The organism is Salmonella sp. SAL04196, from assembly GCF_046550835.1.
GTDB lineage: Bacteria > Pseudomonadota > Gammaproteobacteria > Enterobacterales > Enterobacteriaceae > Salmonella > Salmonella enterica.
Genome location: NZ_JBGDXE010000004.1, coordinates 112081 through 136415, shown reverse-complemented (window position 1 = coordinate 136415; position 24335 = coordinate 112081). Strand labels below are relative to the sequence as shown.

Genomic DNA, 24335 nt, shown 5'->3' with positions numbered 1-24335 from the left:
CTGTCGCCTCATCCCGGTAAACGGCTTTTCGGTCGGCCTGGCCCCAGCAAGATCGCCAGTTTGCTGCCGCCTTTAGTAGTTTCCATCCAGATTTTGCAGACGCTGGTCAAAGGAACGGACAAGAGCATCCCGACCGGGCCTAATAGCCATCCCCAGACCAATAACGAAAGAAATACCACCAGCGTGGACATTCCCAGACGATGGCCCATCATGCGTGGCTCCATAATGTTGCCAATCACCATATGGACCACCAAAAAGAGCGCGCCGACCAGTACGCACTCGTAAAAACCGTTAAATAACAGCGCCTGAATCATGGGGGGAACGGCGGAAATCACCGAGCCGATATTAGGAACGTAATTGAGCAAAAAGGCCAGTACGCCCCACATTAGCGCAAACTGAATATCCATTAACGCCAGTCCCAGCCAGATAATCGCGCCCGTCCATAAACTGAGCAGCGTTTTCAGCGCCAGATAATGCGAGACGCCTTTCAGGGCGCGGTGCAGGCCGGCAATATGGATTTGTGGATTGTTTAGCGCGAAACGTAATTTATAAGGCACGTGACGCACCTCAAACAGCATAAAAACCACGGTCATCACCAGCAGCACAATGCTTGCCATCGCGCCCGATACGCCGGTCATTAATGTTGTGGTGAAGAGCATGATTTTATCGGAATCCATCCCGCGGAGCATACGTTCCGGCGACATATGTAAATTCAGGAAGGGCATTAACTCCTGAAGGTGTAAGACCTTACGCGTCAGCTCCTTGCTGTATTTAGGCAGCATAGCGATAAATTCATTAAGCGATGCAGCAAGTACACCCACCAGCGCGGTAAGCACGATCAGCATGACGACCACCACGATAGTAATCGCCAGCGGTCGCTTCACGCCCCGACGAATAAACCAGGTCACTAATGGATTAAGAACAATGGCAAAAAAGAGCGCCAGCAAGAGTTGTACAATAATATCCGCCGCGGCATGAATCCCGGCGAGAATAATAACCAGGGAGGCCAGTTTCAGCAGAATATGCATACCCGTTTTGTCGGGTTGAGCGGTTGCCATGAAGTTTTCCTTGTTGTGTTTTTTTCTAAGTGTAGCGGCTGCCCTGATACCGATAATCTGAATCTCACTACTGATTTTCACCGCGCGCCATGATAGAAAAGAAAACATGTTGTAAAAATGCGGTGATACTCATGCCCGAACCCGTCGCTGAACCGGCGCTAAACGGATTGCGCCTCAATCTGCGTATTGTCTCCATTGTGATGTTTAACTTTGCCAGCTACCTGACCATCGGCCTGCCGCTCGCCGTCTTGCCCGGCTATGTACATGATGCGATGGGATTCAGCGCGTTCTGGGCGGGGCTTATTATCAGCCTGCAATACTTCGCCACTCTGTTAAGCCGTCCCCATGCCGGGCGGTATGCGGATGTATTAGGGCCGAAAAAAATCGTTGTCTTTGGCTTATGCGGCTGTTTTTTAAGCGGACTCGGCTACCTGCTGGCGGATATCGCCAGCGCCTGGCCGCTGATCAGTTTGTTGCTACTGGGGCTGGGTCGCGTGATTTTGGGGATTGGGCAAAGTTTTGCCGGCACCGGTTCGACACTGTGGGGCGTCGGCGTCGTCGGGTCGTTGCATATTGGTCGGGTCATCTCCTGGAACGGTATCGTCACCTACGGTGCAATGGCGATGGGCGCGCCGCTGGGCGTGCTGTGTTATGCCTGGGGCGGGTTACAGGGACTGGCGCTAACGGTGATGGGCGTGGCGCTGTTGGCGATACTGTTAGCGCTTCCACGTCCGTCGGTGAAGGCGAACAAAGGCAAGCCGCTGCCGTTTCGCGCGGTGCTGGGGCGTGTCTGGCTGTATGGTATGGCGTTGGCGCTGGCCTCGGCAGGGTTTGGCGTCATCGCGACGTTTATTACCTTATTTTATGATGCTAAAGGTTGGGATGGCGCCGCCTTTGCGCTCACGTTATTTAGCGTCGCGTTTGTCGGCACGCGTTTGCTGTTCCCTAACGGCATCAATCGTTTAGGCGGGTTGAATGTCGCCATGATCTGCTTTGGCGTGGAGATTATTGGTCTGTTACTGGTGGGGACGGCAGCCATGCCGTGGATGGCAAAAATCGGCGTTTTACTCACGGGGATGGGGTTTTCGCTGGTCTTTCCGGCGCTGGGCGTGGTGGCCGTCAAAGCCGTGCCGCCGCAGAACCAGGGTGCGGCGCTGGCGACCTATACCGTCTTTATGGATATGTCTTTGGGGGTGACCGGGCCGCTGGCGGGGCTGGTGATGACCTGGGCGGGCGTGCCGGTGATTTATCTGGCGGCGGCCGGGCTGGTAGCGATGGCGCTATTGCTGACCTGGCGCTTAAAAAAACGGCCTCCGTCTGCACTGCCGGAGGCCGCATCATCGTCGTAAAGGTTATTTAACAACCAACGTATTGATGATGTTTTCAGCCGTGGTTTGCGCTTTTTGCTGATTGTCCGCAGGCAGCGTGACCTGAATCGTCAGCAATTGGTTATCCACTTTGCCCAGCACGATGGAAGAGTACGCCGTCTGGCCTTTCGCGGAGATAATGCTGTCCAGTTGTTGCAACGTATGGCCTTTGAGCTCAATAGACTTATTGGTGACGACCTGAAGCTGCGGGTCGCGGCTACGCTGTTGCTCAAGCAGGCGGTTCGCCAGCACCGGCAACGCTTCATCGGTATTATCGCCGACGATAACAATCACCGCTTTCTGGCCCGTCGGGTCAGAATAAACGTGCATATTATTCGCCTGGGTGCCCAGCTTACCGCTTTGATCGGTCATATCCGCCGGCAGTGAGAAACTGAGTTTGCCATCCATCAGGCTGATGGGCTGACCGGAGGCCTGGCTTTCTGCGGCGGCGCTTTCTGCCGACGCTTTTGTATCGTTGTTATCACAGGCCGCAAGCCCCATAACCAGCAGGCCAATACCGGCATATTTAACCAAATTGCGCATTGACTTCTTCCTTTCGATAAACGGCCATAACGGCTCATTCGCTCATCTTATCACAACTCGGAAAACGAACCTTTAACTTGCCGGTAATGGGGAAATTTCAGATTTATCTGCCAGCTTTTTCAGCAACATATTCAGTAGAACGCCGTACATCGGCAGGAAGAAAATAATGCTGATGAGCACCTTAAAGCAATAATCCACCAGCGCAATTTCCATCCAGTGCTCGGCCATAAAGGCATCGGGGCTTCGCCAGAACGCAATGAAGAAAAAGGCAAGGGTATCGCTGATATTGCCAAACAGCGTTGAAGCGGTCGGCGCCAGCCACCAGCGACGATTTTGGCGCAGGCGGTTAAACACATGGACATCAAGGATCTGTCCCAGCGCGTAGGCCATAAAGCTGGCGGCGGCGATACGGGCGACAAACAGATTAAAGTTCGCCAACGCGGCGAAACCTTGCCAGGCGCCCATATAGAACAGCGATGACACCACATACGACACCAGCAGCGCGGGGATCATGACGGCGAAGATAATGCGGCGCGCCAGCGGTGCGCCAAAAATACGCACGGTAAGATCGGTGGCGAGAAAAATAAAAGGAAAACTAAACGCGCCCCAGGTCGTGTGGAAACCAAAAATAGTGATGGGGAGCTGCACCAGATAGTTACTGGAAATGATCACCAGTAAATGGAATAGCGATAGCCAGAACAACGCTTTTATGCGCTGTGATTGTGTAAACGGAGTCATATTGTGACCTTTTTGTTGGATGGGGTGAGGGAACCCAATAAAGAACCGCCGCATAATACTGTTTTGCGCTGGCATTGCAATGGCTAATTTTCACGCAATCGTTAACCTGCCTGGCTTACTGACGAAGATGGGCGTAAAATATCGCCGTTTTTCTACCATTGAGACGAAGATGAGCGATCTGTTTTCCTCCCCTGACCATACGCTTGACGCCCTGGGGCTGCGTTGCCCTGAACCGGTAATGATGGTGCGCAAAACGGTGCGCAACATGCAAACTGGCGAAACATTGCTGATTATCGCCGACGATCCGGCGACAACGCGTGATATTCCGGGGTTCTGTACCTTTATGGAACACGATTTGCTGGCGCAAGAGACGGAGGGTCTGCCGTACCGCTATTTATTGCGTAAAGCGCATTAACCGCACGGCAGATAGCATTCTGATTAGAAGCTTTCCCAGTTCGCCTGTTCTGCGGCGGGCTGTGGCGTTAAACCTTTGCTTAACGGCGTTGGCGACGCCTCCCGACGAGGCTGTTTCTGGATGCGGAACGCGGCGACCGCCTGACGAAGTTCGTTAGCCTGATCTTCCAGCGCCGCTGCCGCTGCTGCGGATTCCTCTACCAGCGAGGCGTTTTGCTGCGTCACGCTGTCCATTTCCGATACCGCCTGCGCCACCTGCTCAATGCCTTTGCTTTGCTCATCGGAGGCAGAGGCGATTTCGCCCATAATATCGGTCACGCGGGTCACGGCGTTAACGATCTCTTTCATGGTTTCTCCCGCTTCGCGTACCTGCGTAGAGCCGGTATCAATGCGCGACACGGAGTTTTCAATCAGCACTTTGATCTCTTTGGCGGCCTGCGCGCTACGGCTGGCCAACGTGCGTACCTCTCCGGCCACGACCGCGAATCCTCGCCCCTGTTCGCCGGCGCGGGCGGCTTCTACCGCGGCGTTCAGCGCCAGGATATTAGTCTGGAAGGCGATACCGTCAATCACGCTGGTGATGTCCACGATTTTTTCCGAGCTTTCGGCGATATCGTTCATGGTGTTCACTACGTTATCCACCACGCGTCCTCCTTTACGCGCGGTTTCTGATGCGGTTTTCGCCAGACCCGTCGCCTGGCGTGCGTTATCGGTGTTTTGCCGTACCGTGGCGGTTAACTGTTCCATGCTGGCGGCGGTCTCCTCCAGCGCCGAGGCCTGCTGTTCGGTACGGGAAGAGAGGTCGCTGCTGCCGGCGGAAATTTCGCCTGCGCCAGTATAGATAGAGTCTGCGTTATCGCGCACCGCGCTGACGGTACGGATTAACGACTGCTGCATCGTTTTGAGACCGGCGGCCAGTTGGCCCATTTCACTGCGTCCTTCGGCCTCTATCTCATGGGTAAGATCGCCGTCGGCGATAGTTTGAATGTGCGCCATAATCCGTTGCAGCGGGCGGAGTAGAACGCGTTGCAGCCCCAGCCAGATAAACGCCAGCACGATGAGTACGATAAGTAGAATTATCCCCAGCGTCCATTGCATCTGGGTAAAACTGCTCTGATTCTGATCGCTGGCTAATTTTATTAATTGCGCATTTTGAGAGAGCCACTGGTTATATACCTGCTCCATGTCATCCTGCGCTTTTTGCGCGTCGAGGTTGCCATAGGCGGCGTAATTATCGGCTTTAAGATAGTGGATAGACTGCTGCAAAACGTCATACATCTGCTTGAAGCTGGCTTCGGCCTGGGCATCCAACGCCGGATCTTTTCCCGCGATCGCTTCGGAGTTCACGTAGTTGTTGAAATGCTTTTCCGCTTCGTTGAGCGACGCGCCAGCGTTGGTTAACAGCGTGTTCATGGCGTCCAGCGAGGCGGGATCGCGCTGATTTTTTAACATGCGTATCGCCACGCGGTTAATAGTGACGCGGGTTTCAATCAATGTCTGAAAACTGCCGCCCAGTTCCTGTTGTTGGTAACTCAGTGCGCTCGCATTCTGGAAATTCAGCCGATCGCTGCTGACGGCGGAATAAAACAGTATTCCTGTCACCAACAATAAGGCGCTAAATATGCCCAGCGTCGCGATAACGCCGGTGATGACTTTGATATTTTTCATAGTGCCTAACATTCCTTATTTTGTAGACGGTATGATCAATATCGGTTGGATAAAAATTAACCTTACATCAAATCACGCTATTTCTGATTAATGGTTTGATAAGTAATAGAAAATAAATAATTTTCGCGTGAATAATATGTACAAAGAAAGGAATATCGCGGGATAACCCGGCGACACGACGCCGCCGGGTGGGAGAAGATTAGTTTTTACGCAGCAAACGTAGCGCATTGGCGGTCACCAATACCGTGGCCCCCGTATCCGCCAGGATTGCCAGCCATAGCCCGGTAAAACCCAGTAGCGTCGTCACCAGGAAAATAGCTTTCAGCCCCAGCGCAATGGTGATGTTCTGCCGGATATTCGCGTGGGTAGCGCGCGCCAGCGTAATCATCTGCGCTAACCCGCGCAGACGGTTATGAGTAAGGGCGGCGTCAGCCGTTTCCAGCGCGACGTCAGTACCGCTGCCCATCGCAATTCCGATACTGGCGGCTTTCATCGCGGGCGCATCATTAATGCCGTCGCCCACCATTGCCAGCGGCGCTTGTTGGTTAAGGGCGGTGACTGCCCGCACCTTGTCTTCCGGCAGTAGCCCGGCTTTAAACGCCAGATCCAGCTCGCCGGCAATCGCTGCCGCCGCCCGTGGGTTATCGCCAGTCAGAATCACGCCGTTAACGCCTAACTGATGCAGATCGCGGATGGCGTCGCGCGCATCGTCACGCAACGTATCCTGGAGGGCGAGGACGCCAAGTACGGTCTCGTTACGCAGCACCAGAACCACCGTCTGCCCGGCGTTTTCCAGTTCGCTAATTTGCCCGGCAAACGCTGCCGCAGGCTGTTTTCCCGCCGCGCAAATCAGAATACGTTCGCCGTTAACCTGCGCTTCAATTCCGGTGCCGGCCAGCGTTCGCTGCGATTCCGCCGTCGGGATCGCCAGATCGCGTGTCTGCGCTTCGCGGACAATAGCCTGCGCCAGCGGGTGCGTAGCGCCTTGTTCTACGGCTGCCGCCAGCGCCAACAGTTCAGCCTCGCTGATACCGCTTGCCGGATGAATCGCCGTCACCCGTGGTTTACCGATGGTCAACGTACCGGTTTTATCAAAGGCGACCTGCGTGATACGGCCCAGTTGCTCCAGCGCTGCGCCGCCTTTAATCAATGCGCCGCGCCGTGCCGCCGCCGCCAGCCCGGAGGTAATGGCCGCGGGCGTGGAGATCACCAGCGCGCACGGGCAACCGATGAGCAGCAGCGTCAGCCCTTTATAAATCCACTCCTGCCAGCCGCCATCGAACATCAGCGGCGGAATAAGCGTCACCAGCAGCGCGATGACCATAATGACTGGCGTATAGATGCGGCTGAAACGGTCAATAAACCGCTCAATGGGCGCACGGCGCTCTTCCGCCTCTTCAATCAGCGTCAGGATACGGTCAATCGCGCTGGCGCCAGGTTCAGATAGCACCTCCAGGGTGACGAGACGGTCAACGCTGGTCGCGCCTGCCGGGACTTTGTCGCCCGTTGCGCGCTCCACTGGGATAGACTCGCCGGTGAGCGCGCTTTCATCAAAGCTGGCGAAACCGGAAACCAGTTTACCGTCGGCGGGTAAACGCCCCCCGGCGGCGACTTCGATAATATCGCCCGGTCGCAGGGTATTAATAGCGACCTCTTCCCGTACGCCGTCGCGCAGACGGGTCGCCGTTTCCGGTTTAAGCGCCATTAACGCGCTGACGCCTTTACGGGCGCGGCTGGCGGCCCATCCTTCCAGGCGCTCGCCGATGAGGAACAGCAGCAATACCATTGCCGCCTCCGCCGTCGCGCCAATAAACAGCGCGCCAATGGCGGCGACGCTCATCAGCGTTTCAATAGCGAACCAACTGCCGCTTTTCATCAGCCGCAGCGCCTGGCGGGCAATAGGATACAGACCGACCAGAGTGGTGACGATAAAGGCCAGTTGGCCGAACGGGTGGTTAAATTGCTCCAGCCCCCAGCTTATCGCCATCATAATGATCAGCGTAATAAGCGGCAGGTTCTCTTTAAGACGAGATTCAGGCGCGGCGTCGCGCGAATCTTCGCTACGCAAGGTATAACCCGCCTTCTGTACGGTGCGTTCAATTTGCGCGCGGAGGTCGGTGTCGGCATCGACCACTAACTTTTCGGTGGCGAACAGCACTTGCGCCTGGTTGACGCCGCGAATTTGGCGTACCGCATTCTCCACTTTTCGAGCGCAGGCGGCGCAGTCCATGCCGGAGATTTTCCAGGTATAGCGCGTGCCTGCCACGGCAGTAGAAACAGGCGCGCTGGACGCGCAATGTTCTTCGCAGCAGCAGCTATCGGCCTTCTGTATTGCCGGGGCTAATCTGAAGGAGGTAAAGGGCGGGACTTTTTTGCCATCGGTATCAGGGGTCGACATAACGTCCTCCGGTTGATGATAATTTTCTCATTAACCGGAGGATACACTCTGGAGTCGACTCCAGAGTCAAGCGCTATTATTTACAGGTACAGCGAGCGAACAATCAGGAAGTGTCCGGCAAAGTAGCAGGCGGCGGCAATCGCGTTATCCGCCCGGAAACGGCGGCGGTAATGGCTACCCAGCCAGACGATATTGCCGATAAACAGCAGCGTCGCGCCGGTAAAGGCCGAAAGGGCTGGCGCCGTTGGGCGGAAGAACCACAGTTCGCCCGCCAGCCAGACCATGACCAGAGTCATGGCGATAAAAGTACACACCGGCCAGCGTAGCTCCTCCAGTCGCGTCCAGATAACGGCGATAAGCAACGCGCCGACTATCAGTAACGCCAGCGGCAGCGGCCAGAAGAACGACAACGTCATTTGGCTGGCAAAGTAAATGGTGTAGAGCAGATGCGATAAGAAAAATGCCCCGACGGCGTACAGCAGGCGTTGACGCGGTAAGAGCGTTAACGCATCGCCGACCAGCGAGGCGCACAGCCCGGCCAACACAAGATAACTGATGGCGTCAAACATCGGCGCTTGCCAGGCCAGTAACAGCAACAGTAATAACGTGACGGGCTTAAAAACCCAGCGTTGCCAGGCTGGCCCGCGATAGGAGGCGTCCACATACAGCCATGCGGACAGGCAGACAGCGATAAACGACCAAAGCATCTTAATTCCTTGAATTCGTTATTTTTTCGCAAACGGTATGCTTGCGGCTCTATTATTCAGTGTAGAGGCCGTGACGGTCAGATGACAACACTATAACGGGCAGGGTATGCTTATTTCCGCATTTTCTGACAGGTTAACAGTATGAGTAAGCCACCGCTTTTCTTCATTATAATCATTGCATTAATCGTAGTTGCCGCGTCGTTCCGCTTCGTTCAGCAACGGCGGGAAAAAGCCGCTAATGAGGCGGCGCCGTTACAGCAAAAGCTGGTCGTGGTCAGCAATAAACGGGAGAAGCCGGTTAATGACCGACGCTCTCGCCAGCAGGAAGTGAGCCCGGCGGGAACCAGTATGCGCTATGAGGCAAGTTTTAAGCCGCTCAATGGCGGTCTGGAAAAAACGTTCCGTTTACAAGCGCAGCAGTACCACGCTTTGACGGTGGGCGATCAAGGTACGCTGAGCTATAAGGGAACGCGGTTCGTCGGGTTTGTTAGCCGTACCCCGGATAACGAATAAACCGTCATCCGGCAGCAAACGTTATTTTTTGTTCTTAAACTTCTTCTGCCAGACCAGCAGCTCAAACACGCCGAACAGGAAAATGCGGATTTTCTCTCCCGTCGTCATCTGCGGACCCTCTTTCGGTATCGTTGATTTCAGCAACGCCAACTGCATACCGTGCATCAGCGCCATGAACACCAACGCCACGTTGACGAAGATATTGAGCGGGCGCGGGAAGGGTTGCACCAGATTAAGAATCAAAAATGCCCACACGAAGAGCATTAATAAGCGGCCCAGATTAATCAACATCATTTTCTCCTTGCGCGTCGCGCTGATACAGACGATAAGCGACCTGTCCGGCCACCTTTTCTCGATACAATGCCCAGTTCGCCGGAACGGGCGGCAGACCGTTTTCCACCTCGCTTTCTACGTAGATTAGCGCGTCGTCGGCCAGCCATCCCTGGGTTTCCAGCAATTGTAACGTCTCTTCCAGCAGCCCTTTACGAAACGGCGGGTCGACAAAGACGACGTGATGCGGCGTTCCCGGCTGGCTGAGGAAGGCCAGAGTATTGGTATTGACGACGCGAGCATTGTTGGCTTTCAGCGTCGCCAGATTTTTTTGCAACTGCTGCGATACGGCGCGATCCATTTCCAGTAACGTTGCCTGGGCCGCATAACGCGATAGCGCCTCCAGGCCCAGAGCGCCGCTGCCGGCAAAGCAATCCAGACAATGGGCGTCTACCATTACCGGAGCCAGCCAGTTAAATAACGTTTCGCGCACGCGATCGGTGGTGGGACGCAGACCCGGGCTGTCCGGAACCGGTAATTTACGGCCACGCCATTGCCCGCCAATAATGCGGATTTGGCCGCTGCCAGAGTGAGTCGTTTTTTTCATTTCTCTTGCTCGAACCGCCTGTTGCAAGTTATTCCAGGCGGTGATGTGAATTAAGTTAAGTGATAGACTATTTCATCATTTTTTTAGCTTCCATGTATATAGCGCCGCGAGGGGTGTAGTCGCAGATGGCAAAACAGAAAAAACGTGGCTTCTTTTCCTGGTTGGGCTTCGGTGATAAAGAGCAGAAGCAGGAACAGACCGAAGAACAACAGATTGTTGAGGAACAACGACCGGTTGAGCCCCCTGTTGAAACGGCGGCAGACGTAGATGCGCAAACGCCCGCGCACAGCAAAGCAGAAACCGAAGCCTTTGCGGAAGAGGTGGTGGACGTTACTGAGAAAGTTCAGGAGAGCGAAAAACCGCAGCCGGTAGAGCCGGAGCCCGCGACGGCTGTTGAGACGGCAGCGCCGCAGATCGCGGTGGAACGCGAAGAATTGCCGCTGCCGGAAGAGGTCAAAGACGAGGCTATCTCGCCGGAAGAGTGGCAGGCCGAAGCGGAAACCGTAGAGGTCATTGCCGCGGTAGAAGAAGAGGGCGAAAACGCGGCGAAATTCACCGACGAAGAGCTGGAAGCGCAGGCGCTGGCCGCTCAGGCGGCGGAAGAGGCGGTGATGGTTGTTCCGCCAGCGGAAGAAGACGCGCCGGTGGAAGCGATCGTTCAGGAGCAGGAAAAACCGACTAAAGAAGGTTTCTTTGCCCGCCTGAAACGCAGCCTGCTGAAAACCAAAGAAAATCTCGGTTCCGGATTTATCAGTCTGTTCCGCGGCAAGAAAATCGACGATGATTTGTTCGAGGAGCTGGAAGAGCAGTTGCTCATCGCTGATGTCGGGGTAGAAACCACGCGTAAGATTATCGCTAATCTGACGGAAGGCGCCAGCCGCAAACAGCTTAAAGATGCCGAGGCGCTGTATGGTCTGTTGAAAGACGAGATGGGCGAGATTCTGGCGAAGGTAGACGAACCGCTTAATATTGAAGGTAAAACGCCTTTTGTTATTCTGATGGTTGGCGTGAACGGCGTGGGTAAAACCACTACTATCGGTAAACTGGCGCGCCAGTTTGAGCAGCAGGGTAAATCAGTGATGCTGGCGGCGGGGGATACTTTCCGCGCGGCGGCGGTCGAACAGCTACAGGTCTGGGGACAGCGTAACAACATTCCGGTTATCGCCCAGCATACCGGCGCGGACTCCGCCTCGGTGATTTTTGACGCTATCCAGGCCGCGAAGGCGCGTAATGTGGATGTATTAATTGCCGATACGGCAGGGCGTTTGCAGAACAAGTCGCACCTGATGGAAGAGCTGAAAAAAATCGTTCGCGTCATGAAAAAGCTGGACGAAGAAGCGCCACATGAAGTTATGCTGACCATTGACGCCAGCACCGGACAGAACGCGGTAAGCCAGGCCAAACTGTTCCATGAAGCGGTAGGCTTAACCGGTATTACCCTGACCAAGCTGGACGGTACGGCGAAAGGCGGGGTGATTTTCTCGGTAGCTGACCAGTTTGGCATTCCTATTCGTTACATTGGCGTGGGCGAACGTATCGAGGATTTGCGTCCGTTTAAGGCGGACGATTTTATTGAGGCACTTTTTGCCCGAGAGGATTAACAATGATTCGCTTTGAACATGTCAGCAAGGCCTATCTCGGCGGGAGACAAGCGCTGCAGGGAGTGACATTCCATATGCGGCCAGGCGAGATGGCGTTTCTGACCGGCCACTCCGGCGCGGGGAAAAGTACCCTGCTGAAGCTAATCTGTGGGATTGAGCGGCCCAGCGCCGGCAAAATCTTCTTCAGCGGGCATGATATTACGCGCCTGAAAAACCGCGAAGTGCCGTTTTTGCGCCGCCAGATTGGGATGATTTTCCAGGATCACCATCTGCTGATGGATCGCACGGTCTATGACAATGTGGCGATACCGTTAATCATTGCCGGCGCCAGCGGCGATGATATCCGTCGTCGTGTGTCGGCGGCGCTGGATAAGGTTGGACTACTGGACAAAGCGAGAAACTTCCCGATTCAACTCTCCGGAGGCGAACAACAGCGCGTGGGCATCGCCCGCGCGGTGGTCAATAAGCCAGCGGTATTGCTGGCGGATGAACCGACCGGGAACCTGGACGACGCGTTGTCGGAAGGGATTTTACGTCTGTTTGAAGAGTTTAACCGCGTAGGGGTGACGGTACTGATGGCGACGCACGATATTGGACTTATCTCCCGTCGTTCCTATAGGCAGCTCGTCCTGAGCGATGGACATCTGCATGGAGGCCTGGCCAATGAATAGGCGCGACGCGATTAACCAAATCAGGCAGTTCGGCGGACGGTTGGATCGACTGCGTAAGTCTCGCGGCGGAACAGGCGGCGGGCGCAACGCGCCAGGACGCCAGAAGCCGACGCCGAAACCGAACTCACGTAAAACAAATGTCTTTAATGAACAGGTGCGCTATGCCTGGCACGGCGCGCTGCAAGATCTGAAAAGCAAACCGCTGGCGACGTTTCTGACGGTGATGGTGATCGCCATCTCCCTGACGCTGCCCAGCGTCTGTTACATGGTCTATAAGAACGTCAACCAGGCGGCGACTCAGTACTATCCGTCGCCGCAGATCACCGTTTATCTGCAAAAAACGCTGGATGATGACGCGGCGGCGCGGGTTGTTGGGCAGCTTCAGGCCGAGCAGGGCGTTGAGAAGGTCAACTACCTGTCCCGTGAGGACGCGCTGGGAGAATTCCGCAACTGGTCGGGTTTTGGCGGCGCGCTGGATATGCTGGAAGAGAACCCGCTGCCGGCGGTGGCGGTGGTGATCCCCAAGCTGGACTTCCAGAGTACCGCCTCGCTTAATACGCTGCGCGACCGTATCTCGCAGATTAACGGCATTGACGAAGTCCGCATGGATGATAGCTGGTTTGCGCGCCTGGCGGCGCTCACCGGGCTGGTGGGCCGCGTGTCGGCGATGATTGGCGTGCTGATGGTCGCGGCGGTCTTCCTCGTTATCGGCAACAGCGTGCGCCTGAGCATTTTTGCCCGTCGCGATACCATTAACGTGCAAAAGCTGATTGGCGCGACCGATGGCTTTATCCTGCGTCCGTTCCTCTATGGCGGCGCGTTGCTCGGTTTTTCCGGCGCGTTTCTTTCACTGATATTGTCTGAAATTTTGGTGATGCGTTTATCATCGGCGGTGACTGAAGTGGCGCAGGTCTTCGGCACGAAGTTTGATCTCAATGGCTTATCGTTCGATGAGTGCCTGTTGCTGCTGCTGGTCTGTTCCATGATTGGCTGGATCGCCGCCTGGCTGGCCACGGTGCAACATTTACGTCACTTTACTCCCGATTGATAAAATCGTGGTATAATCTTTCCCTGCAATGGGCTTCCGTTCGCAGGGAAAGAGTCCCTGTTGTCTCTTCCCCGCGCGTCATCTTTATGTCACAAGATTTGTGCAAATTATGCACAGTGTTACATTGAACTTGTGGATAAAATCACTGTCTGATAAAAGAGTGGGTGATATTCTCGTTGCTCATCGGCTTTGGCACGGTTGTTGCTCGCTGACGGTGCCAGGCAATACTGATTGAGAGGATTTGAATGACCAAAGAAATGCAAAATTTAGCTTTAGCCCCTGTTGGCAACCTGGAATCTTATATCCGGGCGGCGAACGCGTGGCCGATGTTATCGGCTGACGAGGAGCGGGCATTGGCTGAAAGGCTGCATTACCAGGGCGATCTGGAAGCAGCTAAAACGCTGATCCTGTCTCACCTGCGCTTTGTTGTTCATATTGCTCGTAACTATGCGGGCTATGGTCTGCCGCAGGCGGATTTGATCCAGGAAGGCAACATCGGCCTGATGAAAGCCGTACGTCGTTTTAACCCGGAAGTAGGCGTGCGCCTGGTTTCCTTCGCCGTACACTGGATTAAAGCAGAAATTCACGAATACGTGCTGCGTAACTGGCGTATCGTTAAAGTCGCAACCACGAAAGCGCAGCGTAAGCTGTTCTTTAATCTGCGTAAAACCAAGCAGCGTCTGGGCTGGTTTAATCAGGATGAGGTTGAAATGGTGGCGCGCGAACTGGGTGTTTCCAGTAAAGACGTGCGTGAGATGGAGTCGCGTATGGCGGCGCAGGACATGACGTTTGACATGTCTTCGGACGATGAGTCCGACAGCCAGCCAATGGCGCCGGTGCTGTATCTGCAGGATAAATCGTCTAACTTTGCCGACGGCATTGAAGACGATAACTGGGAAGAGCAGGCCGCCAACCGACTGACCGATGCGATGCAGGGGCTCGACGAGCGTAGCCAGGATATTATCCGCGCTCGCTGGCTGGACGAAGACAATAAGTCTACGTTGCAGGAGCTGGCCGATCGTTACGGCGTCTCCGCTGAGCGTGTGCGCCAGCTTGAAAAGAACGCCATGAAAAAGCTTCGCGCTGCGATCGAAGCGTAATCTTCGCGAATTGCCAATGAACCCTCGAATGTGAATTCGGGGGTTTTGTTTTTTGTAGGCCGGATAAGGCGTTTACGCTGCCATCCGGCAACACGTTTGCCCGATGGCGCTTCGCTTATCGGGCCTACGGGCCCTTCCTCTCCCCCACCGACACAAATCTGTTATCTGAATGTAAATTTAGCTATTCCAAAGTAATAAAAATCGGGTATGTTTTAGCAGAGTATGCTGCTAAAGCACGGGTAGCTAGCCAATAATCGAAATAAAGTGCTGAACAATAACACCACAACACACGTAACAACCAGAATAATGGGGATTATCAGGATGAATATGAAGGGTAAAACGTTATTGGCAGGATGTATCGCCCTGTCATTAAGCCATATGGCATTCGCAGAGGACATTAAAGTCGCGGTTGTCGGCGCGATGTCCGGTCCGGTAGCGCAGTATGGCGATCAGGAGTTTACCGGTGCGGAACAGGCAATTGCCGATATCAATGCGAAAGGCGGTATTAAAGGCGATAAGCTCGTCGCGGTGAAATATGACGACGCCTGTGACCCGAAACAGGCGGTAGCTGTCGCTAACAAAGTGGTGAACGACGGCATCAAGTATGTTATCGGTCACTTATGCTCCTCTTCCACACAGCCAGCGTCTGATATCTACGAAGACGAAGGCATCCTGATGATAACCCCGGCGGCGACCGCGCCGGAGCTGACCGCACGCGGCTATAACCTGATTTTGCGTACCACCGGTCTGGACTCTGACCAGGGGCCAACGGCGGCAAAGTATATTCTGGAGAAGGTAAAACCGCAGCGCATCGCGATTATCCACGATAAGCAGCAGTACGGCGAAGGGCTGGCGCGCGCGGTGCAGGACGGTCTGAAGAAAGGCGGCGTTAACGTCGTATTCTTTGACGGCATCACTGCCGGCGAAAAAGATTTCTCCACTCTGGTAGCGCGTCTGAAAAAAGAGAATATCGACTTTGTCTACTACGGCGGTTATCACCCGGAAATGGGGCAGATCCTGCGCCAGTCTCGCGCCGCAGGGCTGAAAACCCAGTTTATGGGGCCGGAAGGGGTGGCGAACGTCTCGCTGTCTAACATCGCCGGAGAGTCAGCGGAAGGCTTACTGGTCACCAAACCGAAGAACTACGATCAGGTGCCGGCGAACAAACCGATTGTGGATGCCATCAAAGCCAAGAAACAAGATCCTAGCGGCGCATTCGTGTGGACCACCTACGCCGCGCTGCAATCCTTACAGGCGGGGCTGAACCACTCCGACGATCCGGCGGAAATTGCCAAATACCTGAAAGGCGCCACGGTCGACACCGTAATGGGACCGCTGTCGTGGGATGAGAAAGGCGATCTGAAAGGATTTGAGTTCGGCGTATTTGACTGGCATGCGAACGGTACGGCGACAGACGCTAAGTAATTTTCCTGGCGCCTTTCGCGCTGCAGGTGCGTTGGCTACGTTATTCAACCCCGGTCACTTACTTATGTAAGCTCCCGGGGATTTCATAACTTGCCGCCTGCCTGCAACGCGAAATTCTTGGAAAATTGCGAGGTGGTTTTTATCTTTTCTCCCGGCATGTAGGCCGGATAAGCGTCAGCGCCATCCGGCTTTCTTTTAGCGCTTCTCCCAGCCGTCATGCTGGGCGGTAAAACCTAACGCCTGCATAAACGCGGCCATCACGCTGCGGTCTTCAACACCGACATCCGCCATCCACCACGACGAGACGTTGGGATTATCGCGGATGACTTCTTCTACCAGGTATTGCCCGACGCCGCGACGACGGGTGATTTCACGCACGCGTAAGGAATCCAGCGCGCCCTGCGTTCCGCTCAGCGTCACTCTTACGGCGCCCAACAAACGCTCGTTAAACCGCGCGGCATAAATCCGGTGCGTTTCATCTACGCTTAATGAGGAGGCGGAATATTCCGGCCAGATTTTGCCCAGATCGATCTGATCCTGAGCGCTAAAGTGTTCTAAACGAAGGATAGTCAGCTTCATCGACGGCTTGTCCCGATTTCAAAAGATGCGATCAGTGTACCGAAACAGGCAGGCCAGATGCTTTCTCTTTTTTGTGTCATTTACCAGGTTATTAATTTTTTAACAACGATAATTACAGTTTGAAGCATTAGAGAATGGAAAACAGGCAGCATAATTCCCTGAATGCTAGTGAATTATTCCGCTTAATATGCCGTTATTTTATGCTGACAAGCGTGCTTTTTTTGTTTATCTATAGCGAAAAGCAGAATATTATCTTTCCTTAATAGACTGAAAAATAGAGATTTTAATCTTATTATGCTTTAAATGCTGCGCTAACTCATTAATGAGTCAGTAAAAAGCGCACCATTTATAAAAAGTACAGTCTGCTTTTTAACCAGCAAAAAACAAAACATATAACATCACGAATGGGGATACAGGCACATGAAACGGAAAGCGAAAACAATAATCGCAGGGATTGTTGCATTAGCAGTCTCGCAGGGGGCAATGGCAGATGATATTAAAGTCGCCATAGTCGGGGCGATGTCCGGCCCGGTAGCGCAATGGGGCGATATGGAATTTAACGGCGCGCGCCAGGCCATTAAAGACATCAACGCTAAAGGCGGTATTAAAGGCGATAAGCTGGTCGGCGTAGAGTACGATGATGCCTGCGATCCAAAACAGGCGGTGGCGGTGGCCAACAAAATCGTTAACGACGGTATTCAGTACGTTATTGGTCACTTGTGTTCTTCTTCTACTCAGCCAGCATCCGATATCTATGAAGATGAAGGTATTCTGATGATCTCCCCAGGGGCGACTAACCCGGAGCTGACCCAGCGCGGCTATCAGTACATTATGCGTACCGCCGGCCTGGACTCCTCCCAGGGGCCAACAGCCGCGAAATATATCCTGGAAACGGTGAAACCGCAGCGCATCGCTATCATTCACGATAAACAGCAATACGGCGAAGGACTGGCGCGCTCCGTGCAGGATGGCCTGAAGCAAGGCAATGCCAATATTGTCTTTTTTGATGGTATTACCGCCGGCGAAAAAGATTTCTCCGCCCTGATTGCCCGCTTGCAAAAAGAGAATATCGACTTTGTGTATTACGGCGGCTACTACCCGGAAATGGGGCAAATGCTGCGCCAGGCGCGGGCTAATGGCCTGAAAACGCAATTTATGGGGCCGGAAGGCGTGGGTAACGCGTCGCTGTCCAATATTGCGGGCGGTGCGGCGGAAGGCATGTTGGTGACGATGCCAAAACGTTATGACCAGGACCCGGCGAATAAAGCGATTGTTGAGGCGCTGAAAGCCGACAAGAAAGATCCCAGCGGTCCGTATGTCTGGATCACCTACGCCGCCGTCCAGTCGCTGGCGACCGCAATGACGCGTAGCGCCAGCCATGCTCCGCTGGATCTGGTGAAAGATCTTAAAGCTAACGGGGCTGATACCGTTATTGGGCCGCTGAAATGGGATGAAAAAGGCGATCTTAAGGGATTTGAATTTGGCGTCTTCCAGTGGCACGCCGACGGCTCGTCAACCGTCGCGAAGTAATGCCAGAAGATAAGTTATCCCACCGCCCGCACGCCGGGCGGGTTTAAAAAGGTTACCTTATGTCCGAGCAGTTTCTCTATTTCTTGCAGCAGATGTTTAACGGCGTCACGCTGGGGAGCACCTACGCGCTGATTGCTATCGGTTATACGATGGTGTACGGCATTATCGGCATGATCAACTTCGCTCATGGCGAGGTGTATATGATCGGCAGCTACGTCTCTTTTATGATAATCGCCGCGCTAATGATGATGGGAATAGACACCAGTTGGCTCCTGGTGGCCGCCGGATTTATCGGCGCGATTATTATTGCCAGCGCCTACGGCTGGAGTATCGAGCGAGTCGCTTACCGGCCTGTGCGCAACTCCAAGCGCCTGATCGCCCTGATTTCCGCCATCGGGATGTCTATCTTTCTGCAAAACTACGTCAGCCTGACGGAAGGTTCGCGCGACGTGGCGTTACCCAGCCTGTTTAACGGCCAGTGGATTGTGGGCAGCAGCGAAAACTTTTCCGCGTCCATCACCACCATGCAGGCGGTTATCTGGATAGTCACCTTTCTGGCTATGCTGGCGCTCACCATTTTCATTCGCTACTCCCGGATGGGCCGCGCCTGCCGCGCCTGCGCGGAGGATCTGAAAATGGCCAGCCTGCTCGGCATTAATACCGACCGCGTCATTGCGCTAACGTTTGTTATCGGCGCGGCAATGGCGGCGGTGGCGGGTGTGCTGCTTGGGCAATTTTACGGCGTGATTAACCCCTACATCGGTTTTATGGCCGGGATGAAAGCGTTCACCGCGGCGGTGCTGGGCGGTATTGGCAGCATTCCGGGCGCGATGATCGGCGGTCTGATTTTGGGCGTTGCCGAAGCGCTCTCGTCTGCATATTTAAGTACCGAATATAAAGATGTCGTGTCGTTCGCTCTGCTGATTCTGGTACTGCTGGTGATGCCGACCGGTATCCTGGGGCGTCCGGAGGTAGAGAAAGTATGAAACCGATGCATATTGCGATGGCTCTGTTCTCTGCGGCGATGTTCTTCGTTCTGGCTGGCGTCTTCATGGGCGTACAACTGGAGCTGGACGGCACCAAACTGGTGGTGGATACCGCCGCCGACATCCGTTGGCAGTGGATCTTTATCGGTACGGCAGTGGTTTTTTTCTTTCAGTTGCTGCGTCCGATGTTCCAGAAAGCGGTGAAGCACGTCTCCGGACCGAAGTTTATTCTGCCGGCGATCGATGGCTCTACCGTTAAGCAAAAGCTGTTTCTGATGGCGTTGCTGGTTATCGCCGTGGCGTGGCCGTTTATGGTGTCGCGCGGTAGCGTGGATATCGCCACTATGACCATGATTTATATCATCCTCGGTCTGGGGCTGAACGTGGTGGTGGGGCTGTCCGGCCTGCTGGTATTGGGCTACGGCGGCTTTTACGCCATCGGCGCTTATACCTTTGCGCTGCTCAACCACTATTATGGTTTGGGTTTCTGGACCTGCCTGCCGCTGGCGGGACTGGTCTCCGCCGCCGCTGGTTTCCTGCTCGGCTTCCCGGTACTGCGTCTGCGCGGCGACTATCTGGCGATTGTGACGCTCGGCTTCGGCGAAATCGTCCGTATCCTGCTGCTCAACAACACTGAAATTACCGGCGGCCCGAACGGCATCAGTCAGATCCCCAAACCGACGCTGTTTGGTCTGGAGTTTAGCCGCAACACCCGCGAAGGCGGCTGGGATACCTTCAGCAATTTCTTTGGCGTGAAGTACGACCCATCCGATCGGGTCATTTTCCTCTATCTAGTGGCCCTGTTGCTGGTGGTCCTGTCGCTGTTTGTCATTAACCGCCTGCTGCGTATGCCGCTGGGCCGGGCGTGGGAAGCGTTGCGTGAAGATGAGATCGCCTGTCGCTCATTAGGTTTAAGCCCGACGCGCATCAAGCTGACCGCTTTTACTATCAGCGCCGCGTTTGCCGGTTTCGCCGGGACGTTGTTTGCCGCCCGCCAGGGCTTTGTCAGCCCGGAATCCTTCACCTTCGCCGAATCCGCCTTCGTGCTGGCGATTGTGGTGCTGGGCGGAATGGGCTCGCAGTTTGCGGTGATCCTGGCGGCGGTTCTGTTGGTGGTGTCGCGCGAGCTGATGCGCGACTTCAACGAATACAGCATGTTGATGCTCGGCGGTTTGATGGTGTTGATGATGATCTGGCGCCCGCAGGGATTGCTGCCGATGACGCGTCCGCAGTTGAAGCTGAAAAGTGGTCAGGCGAAAGGAGAGCAGGCATGAGTCAGCCATTATTAGCGGTTAACGGCCTGATGATGCGCTTTGGCGGTTTGCTGGCGGTCAACAATGTATCGCTGGAATTGCGTGAGCGGGAAATTGTGTCGCTGATTGGCCCTAACGGCGCGGGTAAAACGACGGTGTTTAACTGCCTGACCGGTTTTTATAAGCCGACAGGCGGTACGATCACGTTGCGCGAGCGGCATCTGGAAGGATTGCCGGGCCAGCAGATCGCCCGCATGGGCGTGGTACGTACTTTCCAGCATGTTCGCCTGTTTCGCGAAATGACGGTGATTGAAAACCTGCTGGTGGCGCAGCACCAGCAACTGAAAACGGGCCTCTTTTCCGGCCTGTTGAAAACGCCCGCTTTCCGCCGCGCGCAAAGCGAAGCGCTGGACCGCGCGGCGACCTGGCTTGAGCGTATTGGCCTGCTGGAACATGCCAACCGCCAAGCCAGTAATCTGGCCTACGGCGACCAGCGCCGGCTGGAGATTGCCCGCTGCATGGTGACGCAGCCAGAAATTCTGATGCTCGACGAACCGGCGGCTGGTCTTAACCCGAAAGAGACCAAAGAGCTGGATGAGCTGATTGCCGAACTACGTAACCATCACAACACCACCATATTACTGATTGAACACGATATGAAGCTGGTGATGGGCATTTCCGATCGCATTTACGTGGTGAACCAGGGCACGCCGCTGGCGAACGGCACGCCAGAAGAGATCCGCAACAACCCGGACGTCATCCGCGCTTATCTGGGTGAGGCATAAGATGGAAAAAACGATGTTAACGTTTGAAAAAGTCAGCGCCCACTACGGCAAAATTCAGGCGCTGCACGACGTCAGTCTGCACATCAACCAGGGGGAAATCGTTACCCTGATTGGCGCTAACGGCGCGGGGAAAACGACGCTGCTTGGCACCTTGTGCGGCGATCCGCGCGCCTCCAGCGGACGGGTGGTGTTTGACGGTAAAGACATCACCGACTGGCAGACGGCGAAAATCATGCGTGAAGCGGTGGCGATAGTGCCGGAAGGGCGGCGCGTCTTCTCGCGGATGACGGTAGAAGAGAACCTGGCGATGGGCGGTTTTTTTGCCGAGCGCGATCGGTTTCAGGAGCGTATCAAGTGGGTGTACGAGCTGTTTCCGCGCCTGCATGAGCGCCGTATCCAGCGAGCGGGCACCATGTCCGGCGGCGAACAGCAGATGCTGGCGATTGGCCGCGCGCTGATGAGCCAGCCGAGGCTATTGCTGCTGGATGAACCGTCGCTGGGGCTGGCGCCGATCATCATCCAGCAGATCTTCGACACCATTGAGCAGTTGCGCGAGCAGGGTATGACCATCTTCCTTGTCGAGCAAAACGCTAACCAGGCGCTGAAGCTCGCCGACCGCGGTTATGTGCTGGAAAACGGCCACGTGGTGCTATCCGATACCGGTGATGCGCTGCTGGCGAACGAAGCGGTGCGCAGCGCCTATCTGGGCGGTTAGACTGTGCCAGGGGGAAGCGCGTGCGCCGTCCCCGGTAACGGCAAGCGGTAAAATTTTTCAAAAGAGCCTGATGGCTCTTTTTTGTACGTGTTTGTTGTACAATAAACATGTACAACTGGGGAGGTGTTTATGCGTACGGTTAACTATAGCGAAGCGCGGCAAAATCTGGCCGAAGTCCTGGAAAGTGCGGTGACGGCGGGCCCTGTCACCATCACGCGTCGTGGGCATAAGCCCGCAGTGATCATCAGCGCCGAGGAGTTTGAGCGTTATCAGACGGCGCGAATGGATGATGAGTTTGCTGCCATTATGGCGGTTCATGGCAATGAGCTCAGGGAGCTGGCGGATAAATGACCCTACAACTTATCTCAGCGGAAGAGATAATTCAGTTTCACGACAGGCTTCTCCGCGTTACGCCTGGTGTAACAGGTATGCCTGATCCTGGCCGCGCGGAAGCGCTAATGTACCGGGTACTCAATCAAATCGAATATGAAGGGGTGACCGACGTGTGGCTGCTGGCGGCAATGCATTTGCTCGCTATATCCCGTGGGCATATCTTCAATGATGGTAACAAACGCACCGCCTTATTTATTACGCTGCTGTTTTTAAAGCGTAACGGGATCTCACTCGCTGCGAATCCGGATTTTGTCGATATGACAGTCGATGCGGCGGCAGGGCGGCTTACGCTGGAGCAAATTGCCGTTCGCTTACGCGCCTGAGACGTTAATCCCGGCGACGCTCCGCCTGGTTGAGTTACGGCATGTGCGCCGTCCCCGGGAATAATGTCGTACCTATCCGTGCCGTAGCTCCCACTTTTCTTTTCCGGCGCTTTCACTGCCTTGCCATCTCTCTGTCGCCTTACTATCTTTTTTTTGTAATAAAAAAGTTATTTTTCTGTCATTCGAGCATGTCATGTTACCCCCGCGAACATAAAACGCGTGATATCGCGCATCCCGGCACAAAAAGAGAGATAACCGATGATATCGTTACGACATACAGCTTTAGGACTGGCGCTGAGTCTGGCATTTACGGGTCAGGCGTTGGCCGTCACCACTATTCCATTCTGGCATTCAATGGAAGGGGAGTTAGGCAAAGAAGTTGATTCACTGGCGCAACGTTTCAACCAGGCCAATCCGGATTACAAAATCGTTCCGGTCTATAAGGGGAACTATGAACAGAACCTGAGCGCCGGGATCGCGGCATTCCGTACCGGCAACGCGCCGGCAATATTGCAGGTTTATGAGGTTGGGACGGCGACCATGATGGCCTCGAAAGCCATTAAGCCGGTTTATGAAGTGTTTAAAGACGCCGGTATTAACTTTGACGAGTCCCAGTTTGTACCAACCGTTGCAGGCTACTACACCGATGCTAAAAGCGGGCATCTGCTCTCCCAGCCCTTTAACAGCTCCACGCCGGTACTGTACTACAACAAAGACGCCTTTAAGAAAGCCGGTTTAGATCCGGAACAGCCGCCGAAAACCTGGCAGGAGCTGGCTGACTATACCGCGAAACTGAGAGCGGCTGGCATGAAATGCGGTTACGCCAGCGGCTGGCAAGGCTGGATCCAACTGGAAAACTTCAGCGCCTGGAACGGTCTCCCCTTCGCCAGTAAAAACAATGGCTTTGACGGTACAGATGCGGTGCTGGAATTTAATAAGCCAGAGCAGGTGAAACATATCGCGCTGCTGGAAGAGATGAATAAGAAAGGCGATTTTAGCTATGTTGGGCGTAAGGACGAGTCTACCGAGAAGTTTTATAACGGTGACTGCGCGATGACAACCGCGTCCTCCGGTTCGCTTGCCAATATCCGCCAGTATGCCAAATTTAACTATGGCGTGGGTATGATGCCGTACGACGCTGATATCAAGGGCGCGCCGCAAAACGCCATTATCGGCGGAGCCAGCCTATGGGTCATGCAGGGTAAAGATAAAGAAACCTATACCGGCGTCGCCAAATTCCTCGACTTCCTGGCAAAACCGGAAAACGCTGCTGAATGGCATCAAAAAACCGGCTACCTGCCGATTACCACCGCCGCCTACGAGCTGACCCGCGAGCAGGGTTATTACGATAAAAACCCCGGTGCGGATATCGCCACTCGCCAGATGTTGAATAAGCCGCCGTTACCCTTCACCAAAGGCTTGCGTCTGGGCAATATGCCGCAGATTCGTACCATCGTGGACGAAGAGCTGGAAAGCGTCTGGACCGGGAAGAAAACCCCACAACAGGCGTTGGATACCGCGGTGGATCGCGGGAATCAGTTACTGCGTCGTTTTGAGAAAGCGAGCAAATCTTAAGTGTATAAGTGCCTGATGGTGCTGCGCTTATCAGGCCTACAGCGTTTGTAGGCCGGATAAGGTGCTTG

26 protein-coding genes are annotated in these 24335 nt (G+C 54.6%); 16 read left to right on the top strand and 10 right to left on the bottom strand.

Annotated elements, in window-relative coordinates; all coding sequences use genetic code 11:
- Window positions 1-8: 8 nt before the first annotated feature.
- On the bottom strand, window positions 9-1058 hold the full coding sequence (locus ACLJPE_RS15775) for an AI-2E family transporter (RefSeq protein WP_000179588.1): 1050 nt from the start codon (window positions 1056-1058) through the stop codon (window positions 9-11).
- A gap of 89 nt (window positions 1059-1147) precedes the next feature.
- Here ACLJPE_RS15775 and ACLJPE_RS15770 point away from each other — a divergent pair, with 89 nt between their 5' ends.
- Window positions 1148-2407 carry an MFS transporter gene (locus ACLJPE_RS15770; protein WP_077905455.1) on the top strand — a complete coding sequence of 420 codons (1260 nt, stop codon included), beginning with the start codon at window positions 1148-1150 and terminating at the stop codon, window positions 2405-2407.
- Between the two features lie 3 nt (window positions 2408-2410).
- On the opposite strand, the gene ACLJPE_RS15765 is transcribed toward ACLJPE_RS15770, so the two are convergent.
- Window positions 2411-2968 carry a DcrB family lipoprotein gene (locus ACLJPE_RS15765; RefSeq protein ID WP_001245278.1) on the bottom strand — a complete coding sequence of 186 codons (558 nt, stop codon included), beginning with the start codon at window positions 2966-2968 and terminating at the stop codon, window positions 2411-2413.
- A 72-nt stretch (window positions 2969-3040) separates the two neighbouring features.
- Window positions 3041-3706 carry a 7-cyano-7-deazaguanine/7-aminomethyl-7-deazaguanine transporter gene (locus ACLJPE_RS15760; RefSeq protein WP_001531644.1) on the bottom strand — a complete coding sequence of 222 codons (666 nt, stop codon included), beginning with the start codon at window positions 3704-3706 and terminating at the stop codon, window positions 3041-3043.
- Between the two features lie 169 nt (window positions 3707-3875).
- Here ACLJPE_RS15760 and tusA point away from each other — a divergent pair, with 169 nt between their 5' ends.
- A complete protein-coding gene (tusA, locus tag ACLJPE_RS15755) occupies window positions 3876-4121 on the top strand; it encodes a sulfurtransferase TusA (RefSeq protein ID WP_001541054.1) in 246 nt (81 codons plus the stop codon).
- 23 nt (window positions 4122-4144) lie between these two features.
- Here the strand turns inward: tusA and tcp are convergent, their stop codons facing one another.
- The 3 genes from tcp to ACLJPE_RS15740 all read right to left on the bottom strand — a co-directional run bounded on the left by tcp (window position 4145) and on the right by ACLJPE_RS15740 (window position 8893).
- Complete coding sequence (tcp, locus tag ACLJPE_RS15750; RefSeq protein ID WP_023215176.1) at window positions 4145-5788, bottom strand: methyl-accepting chemotaxis citrate transducer; 1644 nt, start codon at window positions 5786-5788, stop codon at window positions 4145-4147.
- Between the two features lie 199 nt (window positions 5789-5987).
- On the bottom strand, window positions 5988-8186 hold the full coding sequence (gene zntA / locus ACLJPE_RS15745) for a Zn(II)/Cd(II)/Pb(II) translocating P-type ATPase ZntA (RefSeq protein ID WP_023215175.1): 2199 nt from the start codon (window positions 8184-8186) through the stop codon (window positions 5988-5990).
- Between the two features lie 80 nt (window positions 8187-8266).
- Window positions 8267-8893 carry a lysoplasmalogenase gene (locus tag ACLJPE_RS15740; protein ID WP_000964735.1) on the bottom strand — a complete coding sequence of 209 codons (627 nt, stop codon included), beginning with the start codon at window positions 8891-8893 and terminating at the stop codon, window positions 8267-8269.
- Between the two features lie 141 nt (window positions 8894-9034).
- Here ACLJPE_RS15740 and ACLJPE_RS15735 point away from each other — a divergent pair, with 141 nt between their 5' ends.
- Window positions 9035-9406 (top strand): DUF2500 domain-containing protein, encoded by a 372-nt coding sequence (locus tag ACLJPE_RS15735; protein WP_000042850.1) that lies wholly within the window; start codon window positions 9035-9037, stop codon window positions 9404-9406.
- Window positions 9407-9427: 21 nt separating this feature from the next.
- Here ACLJPE_RS15735 and ACLJPE_RS15730 read toward each other — a convergent pair whose 3' ends face one another.
- Window positions 9428-9697, bottom strand: a complete 270-nt coding sequence (locus ACLJPE_RS15730; RefSeq protein ID WP_000906762.1) for a DUF1145 family protein — start codon at window positions 9695-9697, stop codon at window positions 9428-9430.
- A complete protein-coding gene (rsmD, locus tag ACLJPE_RS15725) occupies window positions 9687-10283 on the bottom strand; it encodes a 16S rRNA (guanine(966)-N(2))-methyltransferase (RefSeq protein ID WP_000753844.1) in 597 nt (198 codons plus the stop codon). The genes ACLJPE_RS15730 and rsmD overlap by 11 nt, the downstream gene beginning before the upstream one ends.
- Before the next feature lie 125 nt (window positions 10284-10408).
- On the opposite strand from rsmD, the gene ftsY reads away from it, so the two are divergent.
- From ftsY to livJ, 5 genes are all read left to right on the top strand, one after another.
- Window positions 10409-11884, top strand: a complete 1476-nt coding sequence (gene ftsY, locus ACLJPE_RS15720) for a signal recognition particle-docking protein FtsY (protein ID WP_023213327.1) — start codon at window positions 10409-10411, stop codon at window positions 11882-11884.
- 2 nt (window positions 11885-11886) lie between these two features.
- Window positions 11887-12555: a cell division ATP-binding protein FtsE gene (ftsE, locus tag ACLJPE_RS15715; RefSeq protein WP_000617729.1), complete on the top strand. Its 669-nt coding sequence runs from the start codon at window positions 11887-11889 to the stop codon at window positions 12553-12555.
- Window positions 12548-13603 (top strand): permease-like cell division protein FtsX, encoded by a 1056-nt coding sequence (gene ftsX / locus ACLJPE_RS15710; RefSeq protein ID WP_001081707.1) that lies wholly within the window; start codon window positions 12548-12550, stop codon window positions 13601-13603. Before ftsE ends, ftsX begins: the two co-directional genes overlap by 8 nt.
- A gap of 245 nt (window positions 13604-13848) precedes the next feature.
- Window positions 13849-14703 (top strand): RNA polymerase sigma factor RpoH, encoded by an 855-nt coding sequence (rpoH, locus tag ACLJPE_RS15705; RefSeq protein ID WP_000159621.1) that lies wholly within the window; start codon window positions 13849-13851, stop codon window positions 14701-14703.
- A gap of 321 nt (window positions 14704-15024) precedes the next feature.
- Entirely contained in the window at window positions 15025-16128 is a 1104-nt protein-coding gene (gene livJ / locus ACLJPE_RS15700; RefSeq protein WP_001528146.1) for a branched chain amino acid ABC transporter substrate-binding protein LivJ, read from the top strand.
- Window positions 16129-16211: 83 nt separating this feature from the next.
- Here livJ and ACLJPE_RS15695 read toward each other — a convergent pair whose 3' ends face one another.
- Window positions 16212-16346, bottom strand: a complete 135-nt coding sequence (locus tag ACLJPE_RS15695) for a hypothetical protein (RefSeq protein WP_001517957.1) — start codon at window positions 16344-16346, stop codon at window positions 16212-16214.
- Window positions 16324-16707 (bottom strand): aspartate 1-decarboxylase autocleavage activator PanM, encoded by a 384-nt coding sequence (gene panM, locus ACLJPE_RS15690; RefSeq protein ID WP_000778873.1) that lies wholly within the window; start codon window positions 16705-16707, stop codon window positions 16324-16326. Before panM ends, ACLJPE_RS15695 begins: the two co-directional genes overlap by 23 nt.
- 420 nt (window positions 16708-17127) lie before the next feature.
- On the opposite strand from panM, the gene livK reads away from it, so the two are divergent.
- The 8 genes from livK (at window position 17128) to ugpB (ending at window position 24267) form a co-directional block, all read left to right on the top strand.
- Entirely contained in the window at window positions 17128-18237 is a 1110-nt protein-coding gene (livK, locus tag ACLJPE_RS15685; RefSeq protein WP_000822976.1) for a high-affinity branched-chain amino acid ABC transporter substrate-binding protein LivK, read from the top strand.
- A 59-nt stretch (window positions 18238-18296) separates the two neighbouring features.
- Window positions 18297-19223: a high-affinity branched-chain amino acid ABC transporter permease LivH gene (livH, locus tag ACLJPE_RS15680; protein ID WP_000003007.1), complete on the top strand. Its 927-nt coding sequence runs from the start codon at window positions 18297-18299 to the stop codon at window positions 19221-19223.
- Window positions 19220-20497 carry a branched chain amino acid ABC transporter permease LivM gene (gene livM, locus ACLJPE_RS15675; protein ID WP_000803764.1) on the top strand — a complete coding sequence of 426 codons (1278 nt, stop codon included), beginning with the start codon at window positions 19220-19222 and terminating at the stop codon, window positions 20495-20497. The genes livH and livM overlap by 4 nt, the downstream gene beginning before the upstream one ends.
- Complete coding sequence (livG, locus tag ACLJPE_RS15670) at window positions 20494-21261, top strand: high-affinity branched-chain amino acid ABC transporter ATP-binding protein LivG (RefSeq protein ID WP_000082083.1); 768 nt, start codon at window positions 20494-20496, stop codon at window positions 21259-21261. Before livM ends, livG begins: the two co-directional genes overlap by 4 nt.
- A 1-nt stretch (window position 21262) precedes the next feature.
- Entirely contained in the window at window positions 21263-21976 is a 714-nt protein-coding gene (livF, locus tag ACLJPE_RS15665) for a high-affinity branched-chain amino acid ABC transporter ATP-binding protein LivF (RefSeq protein ID WP_000416114.1), read from the top strand.
- Window positions 21977-22105: 129 nt separating this feature from the next.
- Window positions 22106-22327: a type II toxin-antitoxin system Phd/YefM family antitoxin gene (locus ACLJPE_RS15660; protein ID WP_001635839.1), complete on the top strand. Its 222-nt coding sequence runs from the start codon at window positions 22106-22108 to the stop codon at window positions 22325-22327.
- Window positions 22324-22692 carry a type II toxin-antitoxin system death-on-curing family toxin gene (locus tag ACLJPE_RS15655; protein ID WP_000174963.1) on the top strand — a complete coding sequence of 123 codons (369 nt, stop codon included), beginning with the start codon at window positions 22324-22326 and terminating at the stop codon, window positions 22690-22692. The genes ACLJPE_RS15660 and ACLJPE_RS15655 overlap by 4 nt, the downstream gene beginning before the upstream one ends.
- 258 nt (window positions 22693-22950) lie before the next feature.
- Window positions 22951-24267 (top strand): sn-glycerol-3-phosphate ABC transporter substrate-binding protein UgpB, encoded by a 1317-nt coding sequence (gene ugpB / locus ACLJPE_RS15650; RefSeq protein ID WP_000624747.1) that lies wholly within the window; start codon window positions 22951-22953, stop codon window positions 24265-24267.
- Window positions 24268-24335 lie beyond the last annotated feature (68 nt).